This is a genomic window from Tabrizicola sp. M-4, from assembly GCF_051132405.1.
In the GTDB taxonomy this organism is placed as follows: Bacteria; Pseudomonadota; Alphaproteobacteria; order Rhodobacterales; family Rhodobacteraceae; genus Paragemmobacter.
In genome coordinates, this window is sequence record NZ_CP128606.1 from 2,826,354 (window position 1) to 2,840,494 (window position 14,141).

Below are 14,141 nucleotides of genomic sequence, written 5' to 3' on the forward strand. Positions count from 1 at the left end.
AAAAACATGTGTCTTGGGAAAGGGTTGCGCGCCCTTTCCGCCGACGGTGAGGTTGTCACCACGAGCGGAAAGTCCGCCAACCGATGCGCGCCCCGCGCAGCGGAAAGGTGATCACCCTGGCAGGTCTCCTGGCTTGCGGGTCAGGGTTCGGGCGGGCCTTCCCGGGGATGACCCCAGTGGCATGTTCCGCCGTCACTCGCCGCTTACAGTTGCGGGGGCAGCCGCGGATTTGCACCGCGTTCCCTTTTCATCCGGCTGTTAGACCGGAACCGAAGGTCCCCCCTGCTTAGTGCGATGGCGCGCCATGTCAACGCCACATTTCGCGGCGCTGTCGCCTTTTCGTGACAGCATGTCGCCGACGGGCGGCGGGGCGCGGCGGATGGGGCGCGCGCTGCGTTAATTCCCCGCAAAACGGGCAAAACGGGCGGCATCGACCGTACCGGAACCTGTGCCGGATTCCGTGCCGCATTCCGTCAGCACGCAGCGGACGGCGCATTCATCTTTGCCGCATGATTAACCATTCACCCGAATCGCCCGCCGGGGCGGAAACCGACCGCCGGATGGCGGCTTCGGGCATGACCGGGGCGGTGGCGCGGGTCCAGCATGGGGGCGGGACTGACCGGGAGGAGGCTGGGATGATCGGCGATCTGGGCGCGCGGGATGCAACGGCCTTGGCGGAGCTTGTCGCGGCGGGGGAGGTGACGCCTTCGGAACTGCTGGATGCGGCGCTGGCGGCGATCGAGGCGCGCAACGGGGCGATCAACGCGGTCGTGCTGATGCAGGAGGAGGTGGCGCGGCGGGCCATCGCGTCCGGCCTGCCCGACGGGCCGTTCCGGGGGGTGCCGTTCCTGTTGAAGGATCTGGGCTGCGAGGCGGTGGATTTCCCGTCGCATAACGGATCACGGCTGCTGGCGAATACGCGATACGACCGGGATTCGGCGATCTATGCGCGCATCCGGGCGACAGGGGTGGTGACCTTTGGCCGGACGACCAGCCCGGAGGGCGGGATCGGGGCGGCGACGGAGGCCGCCGTCTATGGCGGGCCGACGCGGAACCCTTGGAACACGGATCACACCTCGGGCGGGTCTTCGGGGGGCGCGGGGGCGGCGGTGGCGGCGGGGATCGTGGCTTTTGCCCACGGGTCGGATGGCGGCGGGTCGGTACGCATTCCGGCGTCTTCCTGCGGGCTGTTCGGGTTCAAGCCGACGCGGGCGCGGCTGCCGGATGGGCCTTATGTGGGCGAAGGCTGGGCGGGGATGGCGATCGACGGGTTCCTGACGCGATCCGTGCGGGATACGGCGGTGATGCTGGATGCCTGCGCGGGGCCGGACCTTGGGGCGCCCTATGTGGCCCCTGCCCTGCTGCGCAGCCATGCGGATGCGATATCGCGCCCCCCCCGGCGGCTGCGCGTGATGATCTGCGATACGACCTTCACCGGGGCCCCCATCCATCCGGAGGTGCGGGCGGCGGTGCATCAGGCGGGGCGGCTGCTGGAGAGCATGGGCCACCAAGTGGAGCCGGGGCGCCCGCAGGCGGATGTGCCGATGATGATGCGGGCATGGACGGATATCGTGGGGGTCGGCACCGCGCTGGGGGTGCGGCGGGCGCTGAAGGGGCGCGCGATGGAGGGGCTGGTGGAGGGCGTGTCGCGGGGCGCGGTGGCCCATGCCGAGGGGCTGCATCCGACGCGATACCTCGAGGCGGTGGGGGAGATCCACGCCTTTGGCCGGCAGATGGCGGCGGTGTTCGAGGGCGGGCCGGACATCATCCTGTCGGCCTGTCTGGCCGAGCCGCCCGCGAGGGTGGGGCGGTTTTCCCATGATACCGAGGATTATCTGGGCTATCGCATCGGTCCGGGCGGCATCTTCGAGTATTCCCCCTTCTGCGCGGTGTTCAATGCGAGCGGGCAGCCTGCGGCGAGCCTGCCTCTGGGTTGGTCGGAGGGGGATCTGCCCATCGGGGTGCATCTGGCGGCGCGGTTCGGGGCGGATGAGGAACTGATCGCGCTTTGTGCAGAGATGGAGCGCGCGGCCCCATGGGCAGGGATACGCGCCCCGATGGCGGGGGCGTCGCGTTCTTAATGCTTGCCAAGCGGGGATTCGGGCGGTCAGATATGATCAAAAGAACAAGATCAGCGGGGAGCGTCTGAGTGGCCGATGCGATGATCATCGAGGCCCGCAATGCCGTGAAGGCTTTCGGGCAGGGCGACCATGTGGTGCGCGCGCTGGACGACGTGTCGATCCAGATTAGGAAGGGCGAGTTCTTCACGCTGCTGGGGCCGTCGGGTTGCGGCAAGACCACGCTGCTGCGGCTGATCGCGGGGTTCGAGATGCCGACGGCGGGGACGATCCTGCTGGACGGGGCGGACATCACCGACCTGCCGCCGAACCGCCGTCCGGTGAACACGGTGTTCCAGAGCTATGCGCTGTTCCCGCATCTGACTGTGGCGGAGAACGTGGGCTTCGGCCTGACGATGCAGGGGCGGCCCAAGGCCGAGGTTTCGCGGCGGGTGGCCGAGATGCTGGCCTTGGTGAAGCTGGAGGCGATGGCGGGGCGGAAGACGAGCCAGCTTTCGGGCGGGCAGCAGCAGCGGGTGGCCTTGGCCCGCGCGCTGGCGCCGCAGCCGAAGGTGTTGTTGCTGGACGAGCCGTTGAGCGCGCTGGACCTGAAGCTGCGCAAGGAGATGCAGGTCGAGTTGAAGAGGCTCCAGACCGAGACGGGGATCACCTTCATCTTCGTGACGCATGATCAGGAAGAGGCGCTGACCATGTCGGACCGGATCGGCGTGATGAGCGCGGGGAAGTTGCAGCAGGTGGGCAGCCCGAAGGAGATCTATACGCGACCCGTGAACCGCTTCGTGGCCAGTTTCATCGGCGAGACGAATTTCCTGCCCGCCACGGTGGTGCCGGGCGGGGTGCGGCTGTCCACTGGGGATGTGGTGGAGGTGGCGACGGCGGCCACGGGGGCGGTCACGTTGACCGTGCGGCCGGAACAGGTGCGGATCGTGGGCGCAGGCGAGCCGGGGGCGATTGCCGCCACGGTGCGGATGCAGGTCTATTTCGGGACGGATACGCATTGCCATCTTGCGCTGGCCGACGGGACCGAGGTCGTGGCGCGGGTGCAATCGCCCGCCAGCGGCGAGGCGGGGATCGTGGAGGGATCGGCGGTCGGCCTGCGCTTTGCGCCGGGGGCGGCGCAGGTTCTGGAGGAGTGAGGGCATGAGCAGCGCGGCGGAGGAGCGGCTGAAGCGGCAATCGGCGCGGAACGGCTGGCTCCTGTCGATGCCGGCCCTGTTCCTTTTGATGGTGGCGGCGATCGGGCCGCTGGTGATCATCATCCTCTATTCCTTCCTGACGCCGGGGCAGTACGGCAATGTCGTTTGGGAGTTCAGCTGGGACGGCTGGGTGTCGATTCTCTTCACGCGCGATATCTTCGACGGGACGCTGGGGCTGGCGGATGCGCATCTGACGATCTTCTGGCGGTCTGTGAAGCTGTCGATCATGACGACGGCCGTGGCCTTCGCGCTTGGCTTTCCCACCGCGTGGTTCATCGCGACGCGGCCCGCGCGGCAGAGGGCGATGTGGCTGTTCCTGATCACGATCCCGTTCTGGACGAACCTGCTGATCCGGACTTTCGCGATCATGGAGGTGATCCGGGCGGAGGGGGTGTTGAACACGGCGCTGCTGTGGACGGGGATCATCGATAGGCCGCTGGCGATCATCTACACGGATACGGCGGTGCTGATCGGGATGGCCTATGTCTATCTGCCGCTGATGGTGCTGCCGCTGTTCGCCGCGATCGACCGGTTCGACATGCGGCTGCTGGAGGCGGGGTATGACCTTTACGCCAGCCGCTGGCAGGTGCTGCGGCGGGTGATCCTGCCCATCGTGAAGCCGGGGATCGTGGCGGGGTCCATCCTGGTATTCGTCCCGTCCTTGGGCGCCTATGTCACGCCGCGCGTGCTGGGCGGGGGCAAGAACATGATGATCGGGAATTTCATCGAATTGCAGTTCCTTGCGGGGCGGAACTGGCCGCTGGGCGCTGCGCTTTCGGTGACGCTGCTGGTGATCGTGACGGTGGCGCTCTTGTTCTATGTGCGGGCGGCGAACCGGGGGAGCAATCCGCATGGCTGAGCGGCGGTTCGAGATTTCGCGGATTCCGGGGTTTGCCACCGTGGCGGTGGCGACCTTCGTGATGCTGTATCTGCCCATCGCGGCCTTGGTGACCTATTCCTTCAATGCCGGGAATTCGGTGGCGGTCTGGGAAGGGTTTTCGCTGCACTGGTATCAGGATGCGTGGAACAATCAGGCGGTGAAGGATGCCACGGCGCGGTCCCTGATCATCGCGGTCTGCGCGGCGGTGATATCCACCAGCGTGGCGACGCTGGCCGCCATGGGGACGACGCGGCGGGCGCGGTTCCGGGGGGATACGTTCATCTATGTGGCGATCAACCAGCCGCTGATGGTGCCGGAGATCGTGACGGCGGTGGCCTTGATGATCCTGTTCGGGATGGTCAAGACGTGGACGGGCTATCAGGGGTTGGGCTATCTGATCCTTGCCCATTCGGCCTTTTGCATCCCCTTTGCCTATCTGCCCATCCGCGCGCGGCTGGAAGGTATGGACCTTTCGTTGGAGACGGCGGCGGGCGATCTTTACGCCACGCCGTGGCAGACCTTCCGGCATGTGACGCTGCCCCTGCTGGGGCCGGGTATCCTTGCCGGGGCGATGCTGGCCTTCGTCATATCGCTGGATGACGTGATCATCACGGAATTCGTGAAATCGGGCGGGCAGGATACGCTGCCCACCTACATGCTGGGCCAGTTGCGCCGCACGATGACGCCGGAGGTCAATGCGATTTCGACCGCGCTGCTGGCGTTGACGGTGGTGTTGCTGACGGCTTTCTTCCTGCTCACCAGAAAGCGGGACTGAGACAAGGAAAAAGGGACTTCAACATGGGAGCGACTGCGATGAAGAAACTGATGACCGCGACCGCGCTGCTGATGGCGACGAGTGCCATCGCGCAGGCGGAGGGGCAACTGAACCTCTACAACTGGGGCAATTATACCAGCCCGGAACTGCTGGAGAAGTTCAAGGCGGAGACGGGGATCACGGTGACTGTCACCGATTATGACAGCAACGACACCGCGCTGGCCAAGGTCGAGGCCGGCGGGCACGGGTTCGACCTCGTGGTGCCCTCGGCCAATTATGTGCCGATCTGGGTGGAAAAGGGGCTGATCGTTCCGCTGGATGACAGCAAGCTGCCCAACAAGGGCAATATCGCGCCGGAATGGAAGGATGTGAGCTGGGACCCCGGCCGGACCCATACCATCCCGTGGCAATGGGGTTCGACCGGGGTGGCGGTGGATACCGCGATCTATGGCGGCGACATCAACACCAGCGCGGTGTTTCTGGAAGTGCCGGATGAGTTGAAGGGCAAAATCAACGTCGTGCCCGAGATGAACGACATCGTGGCCATGGCCACCATGTATGCGGGTGGCGAGCCCTGTTCGGAGGATCCGGAGGTTCTGAAGAAGGCGCGCGATCTGCTGGTGGCGGCGAAGCCGCGTTGGATCAGCATGGATTACGGCGCGACGGAGCGGCTGTCCAATGGCGACTGGGCCGCGTCGGTGAACTGGAACGGGTCCACGATGCGGGCGCGTCTGGCGAACGATACCGTGGCCTATGGCTATCCGAAGGAAGGCTATCCGCTGTTCATGGATTCGGTTGCCCTGCTGGCCGATGCGCAGAATGTGGAGGAGGCCTACAAGTTCCTCGACTTCATCATGGTGCCGGAGAATGCGGCGATGATTTCGGCCTTCGCGCGCTATGCGAACGGGATCGCGGGGTCGGAGCCCTTCATGCCGGAAGACATGAAGACCGCGCCGGAAGTGGTGATCCCGGAAGAGCACAAGGCGGCGGGCGTGTTCCTGCCGACCTGCACGGGCAAGGCGCAGGAATACATCACCGCGATCTGGACCGAGTTGCAGAAGTGATCTTGCGGAGTGCAGCCCCCTTTGAAGGGGGCTGCACACGCCTTTAGGGTCACGGGCGCGGGCCAAGGCCCGCGCCCGTTCCAGTTGGGGCGCCGCCCCAAACCCCGGGGTATTTGGAACCGAGACGAAGATGGATGATCTGTGTGAGCTTTCCGCGACCGCCCTGTCGCGGCTGATCGCGGCGCGGGAGGTGCGGCCTTCGGAGGTGATGGAGGCGACGCTGGCGCGGGTGGCCGCCGTGAACGGGGCGGTGAATGCCGTCGTGTCGATGCCGGATGCGGATCGGCTGATGGATCAGGCGCGGGCGGCGGATGCTGCGGTGCCTGCCGGGTGGCTGCACGGGATACCCATGGCGGTGAAGGATCTGGTCGCCGTGAAGGGGATCAGGACGACATGGGGGTCGCCGATCTTTGCCGATCACGTGCCGGTGGCGGATGACCTGCTGGCCGCGCGGATGCGGCGCGCGGGGGCGACCTTCATCGGCAAGACCAACACGCCGGAATGGGGGCATGGGAGCCATTCCTTCAACACGGTGCATGGGGTGACGCGGAACCCCTATGACCTGTCGCGCACGGCGGGGGGGAGTTCGGGCGGGGCGGCGGCGGCGCTGGCCTCCCGGATGGTCGCGGTGGCGGACGGGTCGGACATGATGGGGTCGCTGCGGAACCCTGCGGCCTTTTGCAATGTCTATGGGTTTCGGCCGAGTTACGGGCTGGTGCCTGCGGATGCGGTGGGGGACACCTTCCTTGCCACGATGGCGACGGAAGGCCCCATGGCGCGGACGGTGGAGGATGTGGCGCGGCTGTTGGAGGTGCAGGCGGGGGTGAACCCGGAAGTGCCGTTCGGGCGGGAGGGGGAGCCTTTTGCGGATAGGCTGACCGTCGAGATGCGGGGCAAGCGCATCGGCTGGCTGGGCGATTGGGGCGGGGCCTATGGGTTTGAGCCGGGGATATTGGACCTGTGCGAGGGGGCCCTGCGGGGGTTCGAGGATATGGGGGCGGTGGTGGAGCCGGTGGCGCCGCCCTTCCCTGCCGAGAAGCTGTGGCAGGCTTGGACGACGATCCGGGCCATGCTGAATGCAGGCGACAAGCAGGCGATGGCGGCGGACCCGGTGAAGCGGGCGCTGATCAAGCCGGAAAGCCTGTGGGAGATCGAGCAGGGGTCGCGCGTGACGGCGGCGGAGTTCCATGCGGCGAGCGTGATCCGGTCGCGGTGGTATGCGCGGGTGGCGAAGCTGTTTGGGGAATATGACGCGCTGGTGATGCCTTCGGCGCAGGTCTGGCCTTTCCCGGTGGAATGGCGCTGGCCCGAGCGGATCGGGGAGCGGGTGATGGATACCTATCACCGCTGGATGGAGGTGGTGATTCCGGTGAGCCTTGCGGGGTTGCCGTCGCTGAATGTGCCGGTGGGGTTCGGGACGCAGGGATTGCCGATGGGGATGCAGATCTTCGGGCCCTATGGCGCGGATGCGCGGGTGCTGGCCATGGGGCAGCAGTATCATCTGGCGACGGATTGGCCGGGGCGGCGGGCGCCCGACCTATAGGTCGTAGCGGGCGAGTTCGCTGTAGCGGCTGCCCTGTTTCGTCTGGTGGCTTTGGTAGAGGATGAAATGATCGACGGTCCATTCCGGGCTGGTGAAGGTGCTGCCTGCGGCGATGGCGCGTTCGAGGCGGAAGGTGTCCTCGGGGCCGGGCGGGGGGAAGCGGCCGAGCGTGACATGGGGGGTGAAGCGGCGGCTTTCAGTTTCGATCCCGGCGCGGCGGGCGGCGTGGTCGAGCTTGGCCTGCAGGCGGGTGAGCGGTTCGGAGGGGGCGGTGCCCGCCCATGCCGCGCGGGGTTTCGCGCCGCCGAAGAGGCCCAAGGATTTCAGCGAGAGGGGGAAAGGGGGAAGCCGGATTTCGGCGAAGAGGTCATGGGCGGCCTGAAGCATGGGTTCGGGCTGTTCGCCGAGGAAGACGAGGGTGAGGTGGAAGGTTTCGGGATCGGTCTTTTTCGGGAGGGGCAGCAGGAATTGCTGTACGCGGAGGGCGGAAAGGACGGGGTCCGGCAGGGGAAGGGCGAGGAAGGCGCGGATCATCTTGCGGCCAGAGCGGCGAGGCGGGTGGTGATTTCCGGGCGGAGGGGGCCTTCGCGCGGGGGGTCGAGGAGGGTGGTGAGCATGTGCGGGTCCGGGGCCGGGCGGGTGCCGCCGCCCCATGTGAGCGCGCGGAGGATGTCGGAGGCATCGTCGGGCAGGCGGTCGGGGATGTCCAGCCCGGCGAGGGTGGCCCAGAGCGCCGTCCAGCAGCGGCCCACGGACCAAGGGTTGTAGCCGCCGCCGCCGAGGAGGAGGAGGCGGGGGGATAGGGGGCGGATCTCGGAAAGCGCCTCGACATAGGCGCGGTTGGAGAGGGCGAGGCGGGAGAGCGGGTCTTCCAGAAGCGAGTCGGCCCCCATCTGCAGGACGATGGCCTGCGGTTTGTGGGCGGAGAGGCGGGGGAGGATGAGGTGGTGGAGGACGGCCCGCGCCTCGGTATCGTTGTAGCCGCGGGGGACGGGGAGGTTGAAGGCGTTGCCGCCCGCGTCATCGGTCAGCGCCCCGGTGAAGGGCCAGCGGTTCTCCTCATGCACGGAGATCATCAGGAGGTCGGGGTCGCCCGCGAAGGCGGGTTCGACGCCGTCAGGGTGGTGGGCGTCGAGATCGACATAGGCGAGGCGGCGGAGGCCCGCATGGCGGAGCGCCATGAGGGCGAGCACGGGGTCGTTGAGGTAGCAGAAGCCGTTGGCGCGGTCGGGCAGGCCGTGATGGGTGCCGCCGCCGGGGACGTGGATCGTGCCGCTGGCGTGGGAGGCGAGGAGTTCGGCGGCCAATATCACGCCCCCGGCCCCAGTGGCGGGGCGGCGGAACATTTCGGGGAAGACCGGGTTGGAGGTCGTGCCGAGGTGGTGGCGGCGGCGGGTGTCGTCGTCCACCTGTCCCGACGCCTCGGCCTGCTGGAGGGCGGCGATATAGGCGGGGGTGTGATAGGCGGTGAGGGCCGCAGGTTTGGCGCGGGGGCTGGTGCGGTAGTGGGCGGGTGGCAGCCAGCCGAGCGCGGCGCAGAGGTCCATCACGGTGGAGACGCGGGGCACGCGGAGCGGGTGATGCGGCCCGTAGGAGGAGCCGCGATAGATGCCGGAGCCGAGGAAGAGCGGCCCCGGAAGCGGGGCCGGATCGGCAGGGATCACTGCAGCAGGGCCTCAATCTTTTGCACGACGGGCGTGGCGGTCGGGCGCATCACGCTGCCCCATGTGGCCACGACATCGCCTTCGCCATCGAGCAGGACCTTGTTGAAGTTCCAGCCGGGGACGAAGCCCTCGGTCTCGGCCAGCCATTTGTAGAAGGGGTGGGCGGTTTCGCCGAGGATCGGGGTGATGTCGGTCATCGGGATGGAGAGGTCGAAGTTGACGGCGCAGTATTCCTTGACCTGCGCGGCATCGGCGAGTTCCTGACGGAAGTCGTCGGAGGGGACGGCAAGGACGACGAGGCCGCGATCGGCATATTGGTCGTGCAGGGCCTGCAGATCGTCGAATTGCCCGGCGAAGCCGCAGAGCGAGGCGGTGTTGACCACGAGGACGGGTTGGCCGCGGAAGGCGTCGAGGTCTATGGTGCCGCCATCGATGGAAGGGAAGCTGAAGCCTGCGAAGGCGGCGGCGGGCATGAGGGCCGTGGCAAAGGCGATGGAGGACAGGGCGCGCGGCATCCGTAACATTCCCGAGAATGACTTTCGTGACGGAAGATAAGGCGGTTGCGGGCCGGGTCAAACGGGACCTTCGTCGCTGCGGCGCGTGACGGCGGGATGACGCCTTGGTGACCTGCGGAGCGGCGCAGGGGCAAATGCATCACATTCTGCGGAATTGGTCCGTCCTTGTGGAAATCGGGCCGGATCGGTGACATATACTGGCGATGAGCAGTGTCCCGGACCACAAGACCGGATCGAATGATCGGGCGGGAGAGATGAAGCGCACGCAGTCGGGTGATTTCAATGCCCCGTCGGGGATGGAGCCGCGCAGCCAGTTCGGCGCGCTGTGCTGGCGCATGCGGCGCGGGCGGGTGGAGGTTCTTCTGATCACCAGCCGCGACACGGGGCGCTGGGTCATTCCGAAGGGCTGGCCGATGGCGGGCAAGAGCGCCCATGAGGCCGCCGTGCAGGAGGCATGGGAAGAGGCCGGGGTGCGGGGTCTGGGGTCGGAGACGGCGCTGGGGCTTTATTCCTATGACAAGCAGCGGAAGGTGAAGGAAGCGCTTCCCTGCGTGGTGTCGGTCTATCCGTTGCGGGTGGAGGCGCTGGCCGCGCGGTTTCCGGAACGGAAGGAACGCAGGCGGCGCTGGTTTGCCGCGGCGGAGGCGGCGCGTCTGGTGGCGGAGCCGGAATTGCGAGCGATGCTGGCCGATCTGGCGGAGGATCCGTCGCGCCTGATGGCGGGCGGGGGCGTTGCATCCGCCTGAAAATCGCGCTTGAATTGGCAGCCCCGCAGGGCTGCGGGGCATTCGCGAGATGAAGAAAGGGCTTTGGCGGGCGGGTCTACGCCCCCTGCCGCGAGGAAGTGGCGTGACATGATCCGGTTTTCCCTGCGCTGCGACAAGGAGCATGAGTTCGAAAGCTGGTTCCAGTCCGGCGCGGCCTATGACGGGCTGCGCGCGGCGGGGCATGTGGGCTGCCCGATCTGCGGGTCGACGGCGGTGGAGAAGGCGCTGATGGCCCCGGCGGTGCGGGTGGCGCGCGAGGGGGCGGCGCCGTCCTTGACGGCGCCTGCCAATCCTCTGGAGGCGGCGATGGCCGAGTTGCGGCGGCAGGTGGAAGAGAATTCGGAATATGTCGGGATGAACTTCGTCACCGAGGCGCGGCGGATGCATGAGGGCGAGGCGCCGGAGAGGGCGATCCATGGCGAGGCGCGGCTGGAAGAGGCGCGCAAGCTGTTGGAGGATGGCGTGCCGGTGGCCCCCCTGCCCTTCCTTCCGGCGCGCAAGGCCAATTGAGCGGCGGGCCGTTAACGGATTGGGCGGAAATGCCCTGATTTGTTAGGAATTCTCCGCCGAAAGGGCGGGCGGATGCCCCCGGCTTGCCACAATCCGGCGCGACTCTGCCGCCATGTGCGAGTGAGCGGAGTTTGGGCATGGACCTGCAGGAGAAGAGAGCGGCGGCGCTGGATCTGGCGGAGCGGGTGTTTCTGACCACGGATCTGGCCTGCTTCGCGGCGGGCACGCGGATCGAGACGGCGGAGGGCCTGATCGCGGTGGAGGATCTGCGCGAGGGCATGAGGGTCGAGACGATGGATCGGGGGTTGCAACCCCTGCGGCGCGTGCTGGCCAAGACGGTTTCGGGAATGGGGGCGCTGGCCCCGGTGGTGATCGAGGCGGGCGTGCTTGGGAACGGGCGGGCGCTGCGGCTTTCGCCGCATCACCGGATGGTGGTTTCGGGCTGGCGGGCGGAATTGCTGACCGGCGAGCCGGAGGTTCTGGCCAAGGCGCGCGATCTGCTGGATGGGAGGCGGGTGCGGGTGGAGCCGGTGGCGGAGGTGACCTATTTCCACCTGCTGTTCGACCGGCACGAGATCGTCTTTGCCGAGGGGGCGGCCAGCGAAAGCTATCATCCCTTTGCAGATGATGCGGCGGAACTGGCGCCGGGAACGCTGGCCGAGATCGCGGCGATCTATCCGGATCTGGGGCGGGCCTTCTGGGAGGGCACGCTGTTGGGCGGCGCGGTGCGGCCCTGTGCGCGGCCGGAGGAGGCCGCGCTGCTGCTGGGGTGATCAGATCTGCTTTTCGGGCATCTGGACGCGCAGACCATCCAGCGCGTCGGAGACCTTGAGCTGGCAGGTCAGGCGCGAGCGGACGGGATCGGGGTTCCAGGCGAAGTCGAGCATGTCTTCTTCCATGCTGTCCTTCTTGGGCAGGCGGTCGACCCATGCGGGATCGACATAGACGTGGCAGGTGGAGCAGGCGCAGGCGCCGCCGCAATCGGCCTCGATCCCCGGGATGCCGTTGTCGCGCGCGCCTTCCATGACGGTGAGGCCGTTCGCCACCTCGACCACATGTTCCTTGCCGCCATGTTCCACGTAAGTGATCTTTGCCATGTTTTCCTGCCGTTCCGTCAAGATGCGCGCGTTGTGAGGCCCGACATAGGCCATTCGTGCGGGCTTTGCCAGAGGGGGCGGCGGGACCGTGATCCGGCGGAATGCGCGGGCAGGCCCGCGCATGAGCCTTTCCTGTCGGCTGCGCGCGTGCCGCGCTCCGCCTCCGTTGGCGGGGGGCGTTCCGCCCCCTCTGGGCCATGCGGCCCATTCACCCCCTGAGGGTATTTCGGCCGAGACGAAGCAGGGCATGGGGTGGTTGATGTTTCCGGCGTTTGTTCTATTTTTGTTCTTATGGATGATCGTGGCCTTCTCCCTGTTTCCGATGCGATGCCGCTGACCGATTGGATGCGGCCCACGGCGCGGCCGGGAGGGTGGCCGCGACCGCCTTCGGTGCTGGTGGCGGGGCGGCTGGACGAGCCGCCGGCGGGGGCGCGGGTCTGCGTGGCGGGGCTGGTTCTGGTGCGGCAGCGGCCGGGGACGGCGAAGGGGGTGATCTTCGTCACGCTGGAGGATGAGACGGGGACCTGCAACGTGGTGGTCTGGGCCAAGGTCTATGAGCGGTTCCGCCGGGCGGTGATCGCGGGGCGGATGCTGCGGGTGACGGGGCGGCTGCAGCGCGATGCGGGCGTGGTGCATGTGGTGGCGGAGCGGATCGAGGATCTGTCGGGGATGCTGGATGCGCTGCTGCATCCGGAGTTCCGCCATGACGGGGTGCGGGCGGGGGATCAGCCCTGAAGGGGATGCGGGCTTTCGGGGAGGGGGCTTTGCGGCTATGGTGCCCGCCGTGATCCGGGGAAACCGGACGGCAGGCAGGATGGGCGGATGAAGCAGGCGGTGATCGGTTGGGCGGTGGTGGCGGCGGTTCTGGCGGGATGCCAGAGCGGGGCCGTGCCGAAGGCGCCGGGGCGGGTGGATCTTGCCGCCGAGGTCGTGACGCTGCGCAGGCCGGGGCCGCCGGAGGGGCCGGAAGGCGCCTGCTGGGAGAGCGACGTGACGCCTGCGGTGATCGAGACGGTGACGGAGCAGGTGGTGGTGACGCCGGAGGTGCGGGATGCGGCGGGGGCGGTGGTGACGCCTGCCACCTATCGCACCGATACACGGACGCGGATCCTGCGCGACCGGACGGAGGTCTGGTTCCGCGCGCCCTGCCCTGCCGAGGTCACGGTGGATTTCGTGGCGAGCCTGCAGCGGGCGCTGACGGCGCGGGGCTATTACCTTCTGCCGCTGACCGGGGTGATGGATGCGGGCACGCGGGATGCGGTGCGGCGGTTCCAGGCCGACCGGGGGCTGGACAGCCCGCGGCTTTCGCTGGCGGCGGCGCGGGACCTTGGGCTGGTGCCTGTGGAACTGGAGGCGCTGTGAGCCGCTGGGCGGGGCCTGCGCGGGCGCGGATCGCGACGCTGTGGGAGGGGGCGCAGGATGGGGCGCATGATCTGGGGCATCTGGACCGAGTGTGGAAGACCTGCCGCCTGATCGCGACGGAGGAGCCGAGGGCGGATGCGGATGTGCTGGCGGCGGCGGCCTATTTCCATGATGCGGTGAACCTGCCCAAGGATCATGCGGATCGCGCGCGGGCCTCGCGCCTTTCGGCGGAATTGGCGGTGCGGGAACTGGGCGGGATGGGCTTTCCGGCGGAGAAGCTGGCGGGGGTGCATCATGCCATCCATGCGCACAGCTTTTCGGCAGGGATACCCCCTGAGACGGTGGAGGCGCGCATCCTGCAGGATGCGGACAGGCTGGAGGCGCTGGGGGCCATCGGCCTTGCGCGGATGTTCCTGATCGCGGGTCAGATGGGGGCGGCGCTGTTCCATGCGGCGGACCCGATGGCGCTGGAGCGCGGGTTGGATGACCGGCGCTTTGCGCTGGATCATCTGGAGGTGAAGCTGTTTCCGGTGGCGGCGGCGATGCAGACGGCGGCGGGGCGGCGGATGGCGGCGGAGCGGGCGGAATGGATGGAGAGTTTCCGCACGCGGCTTTTGTCGGAGATCGGATGAAAGAGGGGGCGGCCGGTCGACCGGCCACCCCCCCTTCATCGTCTGCCGCGGGGCAGGA

Annotated in this window: 16 protein-coding genes and 1 riboswitch; of the genes, 12 read left to right on the forward strand and 4 right to left on the reverse strand. The window is 67.7% G+C overall.

Going from position 1 to position 14,141, the window contains the following annotated elements:
* Positions 1 to 101: 101 nt before the first annotated feature.
* A riboswitch (cobalamin riboswitch) is annotated at positions 102 to 290 on the reverse strand.
* A 219-nt stretch (positions 291 to 509) separates the two neighbouring features.
* From TabM4_RS13810 to TabM4_RS13835, 6 genes are all read left to right on the forward strand, one after another.
* A complete protein-coding gene (locus TabM4_RS13810; protein WP_434613404.1) occupies positions 510 to 2,081 on the forward strand; it encodes an amidase in 1,572 nt (523 codons plus the stop codon).
* Positions 2,082 to 2,149: 68 nt separating this feature from the next.
* The gene (locus TabM4_RS13815; protein ID WP_434613407.1) at positions 2,150 to 3,214 is read left to right on the forward strand and encodes an ABC transporter ATP-binding protein; all 1,065 of its coding nucleotides are present in this window, start codon (positions 2,150 to 2,152) and stop codon (positions 3,212 to 3,214) included.
* A 4-nt stretch (positions 3,215 to 3,218) separates the two neighbouring features.
* The gene (locus tag TabM4_RS13820) at positions 3,219 to 4,133 is read left to right on the forward strand and encodes an ABC transporter permease (protein WP_434613410.1); all 915 of its coding nucleotides are present in this window, start codon (positions 3,219 to 3,221) and stop codon (positions 4,131 to 4,133) included.
* Positions 4,126 to 4,929 carry an ABC transporter permease gene (locus TabM4_RS13825; protein ID WP_434613414.1) on the forward strand — a complete coding sequence of 268 codons (804 nt, stop codon included), beginning with the start codon at positions 4,126 to 4,128 and terminating at the stop codon, positions 4,927 to 4,929. Before TabM4_RS13820 ends, TabM4_RS13825 begins: the two co-directional genes overlap by 8 nt.
* A 38-nt stretch (positions 4,930 to 4,967) precedes the next feature.
* Entirely contained in the window at positions 4,968 to 5,993 is a 1,026-nt protein-coding gene (locus tag TabM4_RS13830; protein WP_434613417.1) for an extracellular solute-binding protein, read from the forward strand.
* Positions 5,994 to 6,123: 130 nt separating this feature from the next.
* Positions 6,124 to 7,536, forward strand: coding sequence for an amidase (locus TabM4_RS13835; RefSeq protein ID WP_434613420.1), 1,413 nt, complete (start codon positions 6,124 to 6,126; stop codon positions 7,534 to 7,536).
* Here TabM4_RS13835 and thpR read toward each other — a convergent pair.
* From thpR to TabM4_RS13850, 3 genes are read right to left on the reverse strand one after another with little or no spacing between them, the layout of a single operon-like run.
* Positions 7,531 to 8,070, reverse strand: coding sequence for an RNA 2',3'-cyclic phosphodiesterase (thpR, locus tag TabM4_RS13840; protein ID WP_434613422.1), 540 nt, complete (start codon positions 8,068 to 8,070; stop codon positions 7,531 to 7,533). The genes TabM4_RS13835 and thpR overlap by 6 nt on opposite strands.
* On the reverse strand, positions 8,067 to 9,200 hold the full coding sequence (locus TabM4_RS13845; protein WP_434613425.1) for an acetoin utilization protein AcuC: 1,134 nt from the start codon (positions 9,198 to 9,200) through the stop codon (positions 8,067 to 8,069). The genes thpR and TabM4_RS13845 overlap by 4 nt, the downstream gene beginning before the upstream one ends.
* Positions 9,197 to 9,715 (reverse strand): glutathione peroxidase, encoded by a 519-nt coding sequence (locus TabM4_RS13850; protein WP_434613428.1) that lies wholly within the window; start codon positions 9,713 to 9,715, stop codon positions 9,197 to 9,199. Before TabM4_RS13850 ends, TabM4_RS13845 begins: the two co-directional genes overlap by 4 nt.
* A 203-nt stretch (positions 9,716 to 9,918) precedes the next feature.
* Between TabM4_RS13850 and TabM4_RS13855 the strand changes: the two genes are divergently transcribed.
* From TabM4_RS13855 to TabM4_RS13865, 3 genes are all read left to right on the forward strand, one after another.
* On the forward strand, positions 9,919 to 10,461 hold the full coding sequence (locus TabM4_RS13855; protein ID WP_434613431.1) for an NUDIX hydrolase: 543 nt from the start codon (positions 9,919 to 9,921) through the stop codon (positions 10,459 to 10,461).
* A gap of 108 nt (positions 10,462 to 10,569) precedes the next feature.
* Positions 10,570 to 10,992 carry a DUF1178 family protein gene (locus tag TabM4_RS13860; protein WP_434613434.1) on the forward strand — a complete coding sequence of 141 codons (423 nt, stop codon included), beginning with the start codon at positions 10,570 to 10,572 and terminating at the stop codon, positions 10,990 to 10,992.
* A 137-nt stretch (positions 10,993 to 11,129) separates the two neighbouring features.
* Positions 11,130 to 11,765 (forward strand): Hint domain-containing protein, encoded by a 636-nt coding sequence (locus tag TabM4_RS13865; RefSeq protein WP_434613436.1) that lies wholly within the window; start codon positions 11,130 to 11,132, stop codon positions 11,763 to 11,765.
* On the opposite strand, the gene TabM4_RS13870 is transcribed toward TabM4_RS13865, so the two are convergent.
* On the reverse strand, positions 11,766 to 12,089 hold the full coding sequence (locus TabM4_RS13870) for a 2Fe-2S iron-sulfur cluster-binding protein (RefSeq protein WP_161760838.1): 324 nt from the start codon (positions 12,087 to 12,089) through the stop codon (positions 11,766 to 11,768).
* A 327-nt stretch (positions 12,090 to 12,416) separates the two neighbouring features.
* On the opposite strand from TabM4_RS13870, the gene TabM4_RS13875 reads away from it, so the two are divergent.
* The 3 genes from TabM4_RS13875 to TabM4_RS13885 all read left to right on the forward strand — a co-directional run bounded on the left by TabM4_RS13875 (position 12,417) and on the right by TabM4_RS13885 (position 14,083).
* A complete protein-coding gene (locus tag TabM4_RS13875; RefSeq protein ID WP_434613439.1) occupies positions 12,417 to 12,824 on the forward strand; it encodes an OB-fold nucleic acid binding domain-containing protein in 408 nt (135 codons plus the stop codon).
* Positions 12,825 to 12,911: 87 nt separating this feature from the next.
* Positions 12,912 to 13,451: a peptidoglycan-binding domain-containing protein gene (locus TabM4_RS13880; protein ID WP_434613442.1), complete on the forward strand. Its 540-nt coding sequence runs from the start codon at positions 12,912 to 12,914 to the stop codon at positions 13,449 to 13,451.
* Positions 13,448 to 14,083: an HD domain-containing protein gene (locus TabM4_RS13885; protein WP_434613445.1), complete on the forward strand. Its 636-nt coding sequence runs from the start codon at positions 13,448 to 13,450 to the stop codon at positions 14,081 to 14,083. Before TabM4_RS13880 ends, TabM4_RS13885 begins: the two co-directional genes overlap by 4 nt.
* Positions 14,084 to 14,141 lie beyond the last annotated feature (58 nt).

Excerpts from the sequence above, each read along its gene's own strand:
- TabM4_RS13825 (WP_434613414.1), top strand. The coding sequence starts at position 4,126 with ATGGCTGAGCGGCGGTTCGAGATTTCGCGGATTCCGGGGTTTGCCACC.
- TabM4_RS13860 (WP_434613434.1), top strand. The coding sequence starts at position 10,570 with ATGATCCGGTTTTCCCTGCGCTGCGACAAGGAGCATGAGTTCGAAAGC.
- TabM4_RS13835 (WP_434613420.1), top strand. The coding sequence starts at position 6,124 with ATGGATGATCTGTGTGAGCTTTCCGCGACCGCCCTGTCGCGGCTGATC.
- TabM4_RS13830 (WP_434613417.1), top strand. The coding sequence starts at position 4,968 with ATGAAGAAACTGATGACCGCGACCGCGCTGCTGATGGCGACGAGTGCC.
- TabM4_RS13855 (WP_434613431.1), top strand. The coding sequence starts at position 9,919 with ATGAGCAGTGTCCCGGACCACAAGACCGGATCGAATGATCGGGCGGGA.
- thpR (WP_434613422.1), bottom strand. The coding sequence starts at position 8,070 with ATGATCCGCGCCTTCCTCGCCCTTCCCCTGCCGGACCCCGTCCTTTCC.
- TabM4_RS13820 (WP_434613410.1), top strand. The coding sequence starts at position 3,219 with ATGAGCAGCGCGGCGGAGGAGCGGCTGAAGCGGCAATCGGCGCGGAAC.
- TabM4_RS13810 (WP_434613404.1), top strand. The coding sequence starts at position 510 with ATGATTAACCATTCACCCGAATCGCCCGCCGGGGCGGAAACCGACCGC.
- TabM4_RS13850 (WP_434613428.1), bottom strand. The coding sequence starts at position 9,715 with ATGCCGCGCGCCCTGTCCTCCATCGCCTTTGCCACGGCCCTCATGCCC.
- TabM4_RS13870 (WP_161760838.1), bottom strand. The coding sequence starts at position 12,089 with ATGGCAAAGATCACTTACGTGGAACATGGCGGCAAGGAACATGTGGTC.
- TabM4_RS13865 (WP_434613436.1), top strand. The coding sequence starts at position 11,130 with ATGGACCTGCAGGAGAAGAGAGCGGCGGCGCTGGATCTGGCGGAGCGG.
- TabM4_RS13875 (WP_434613439.1), top strand. The coding sequence starts at position 12,417 with ATGCCGCTGACCGATTGGATGCGGCCCACGGCGCGGCCGGGAGGGTGG.
- TabM4_RS13880 (WP_434613442.1), top strand. The coding sequence starts at position 12,912 with ATGAAGCAGGCGGTGATCGGTTGGGCGGTGGTGGCGGCGGTTCTGGCG.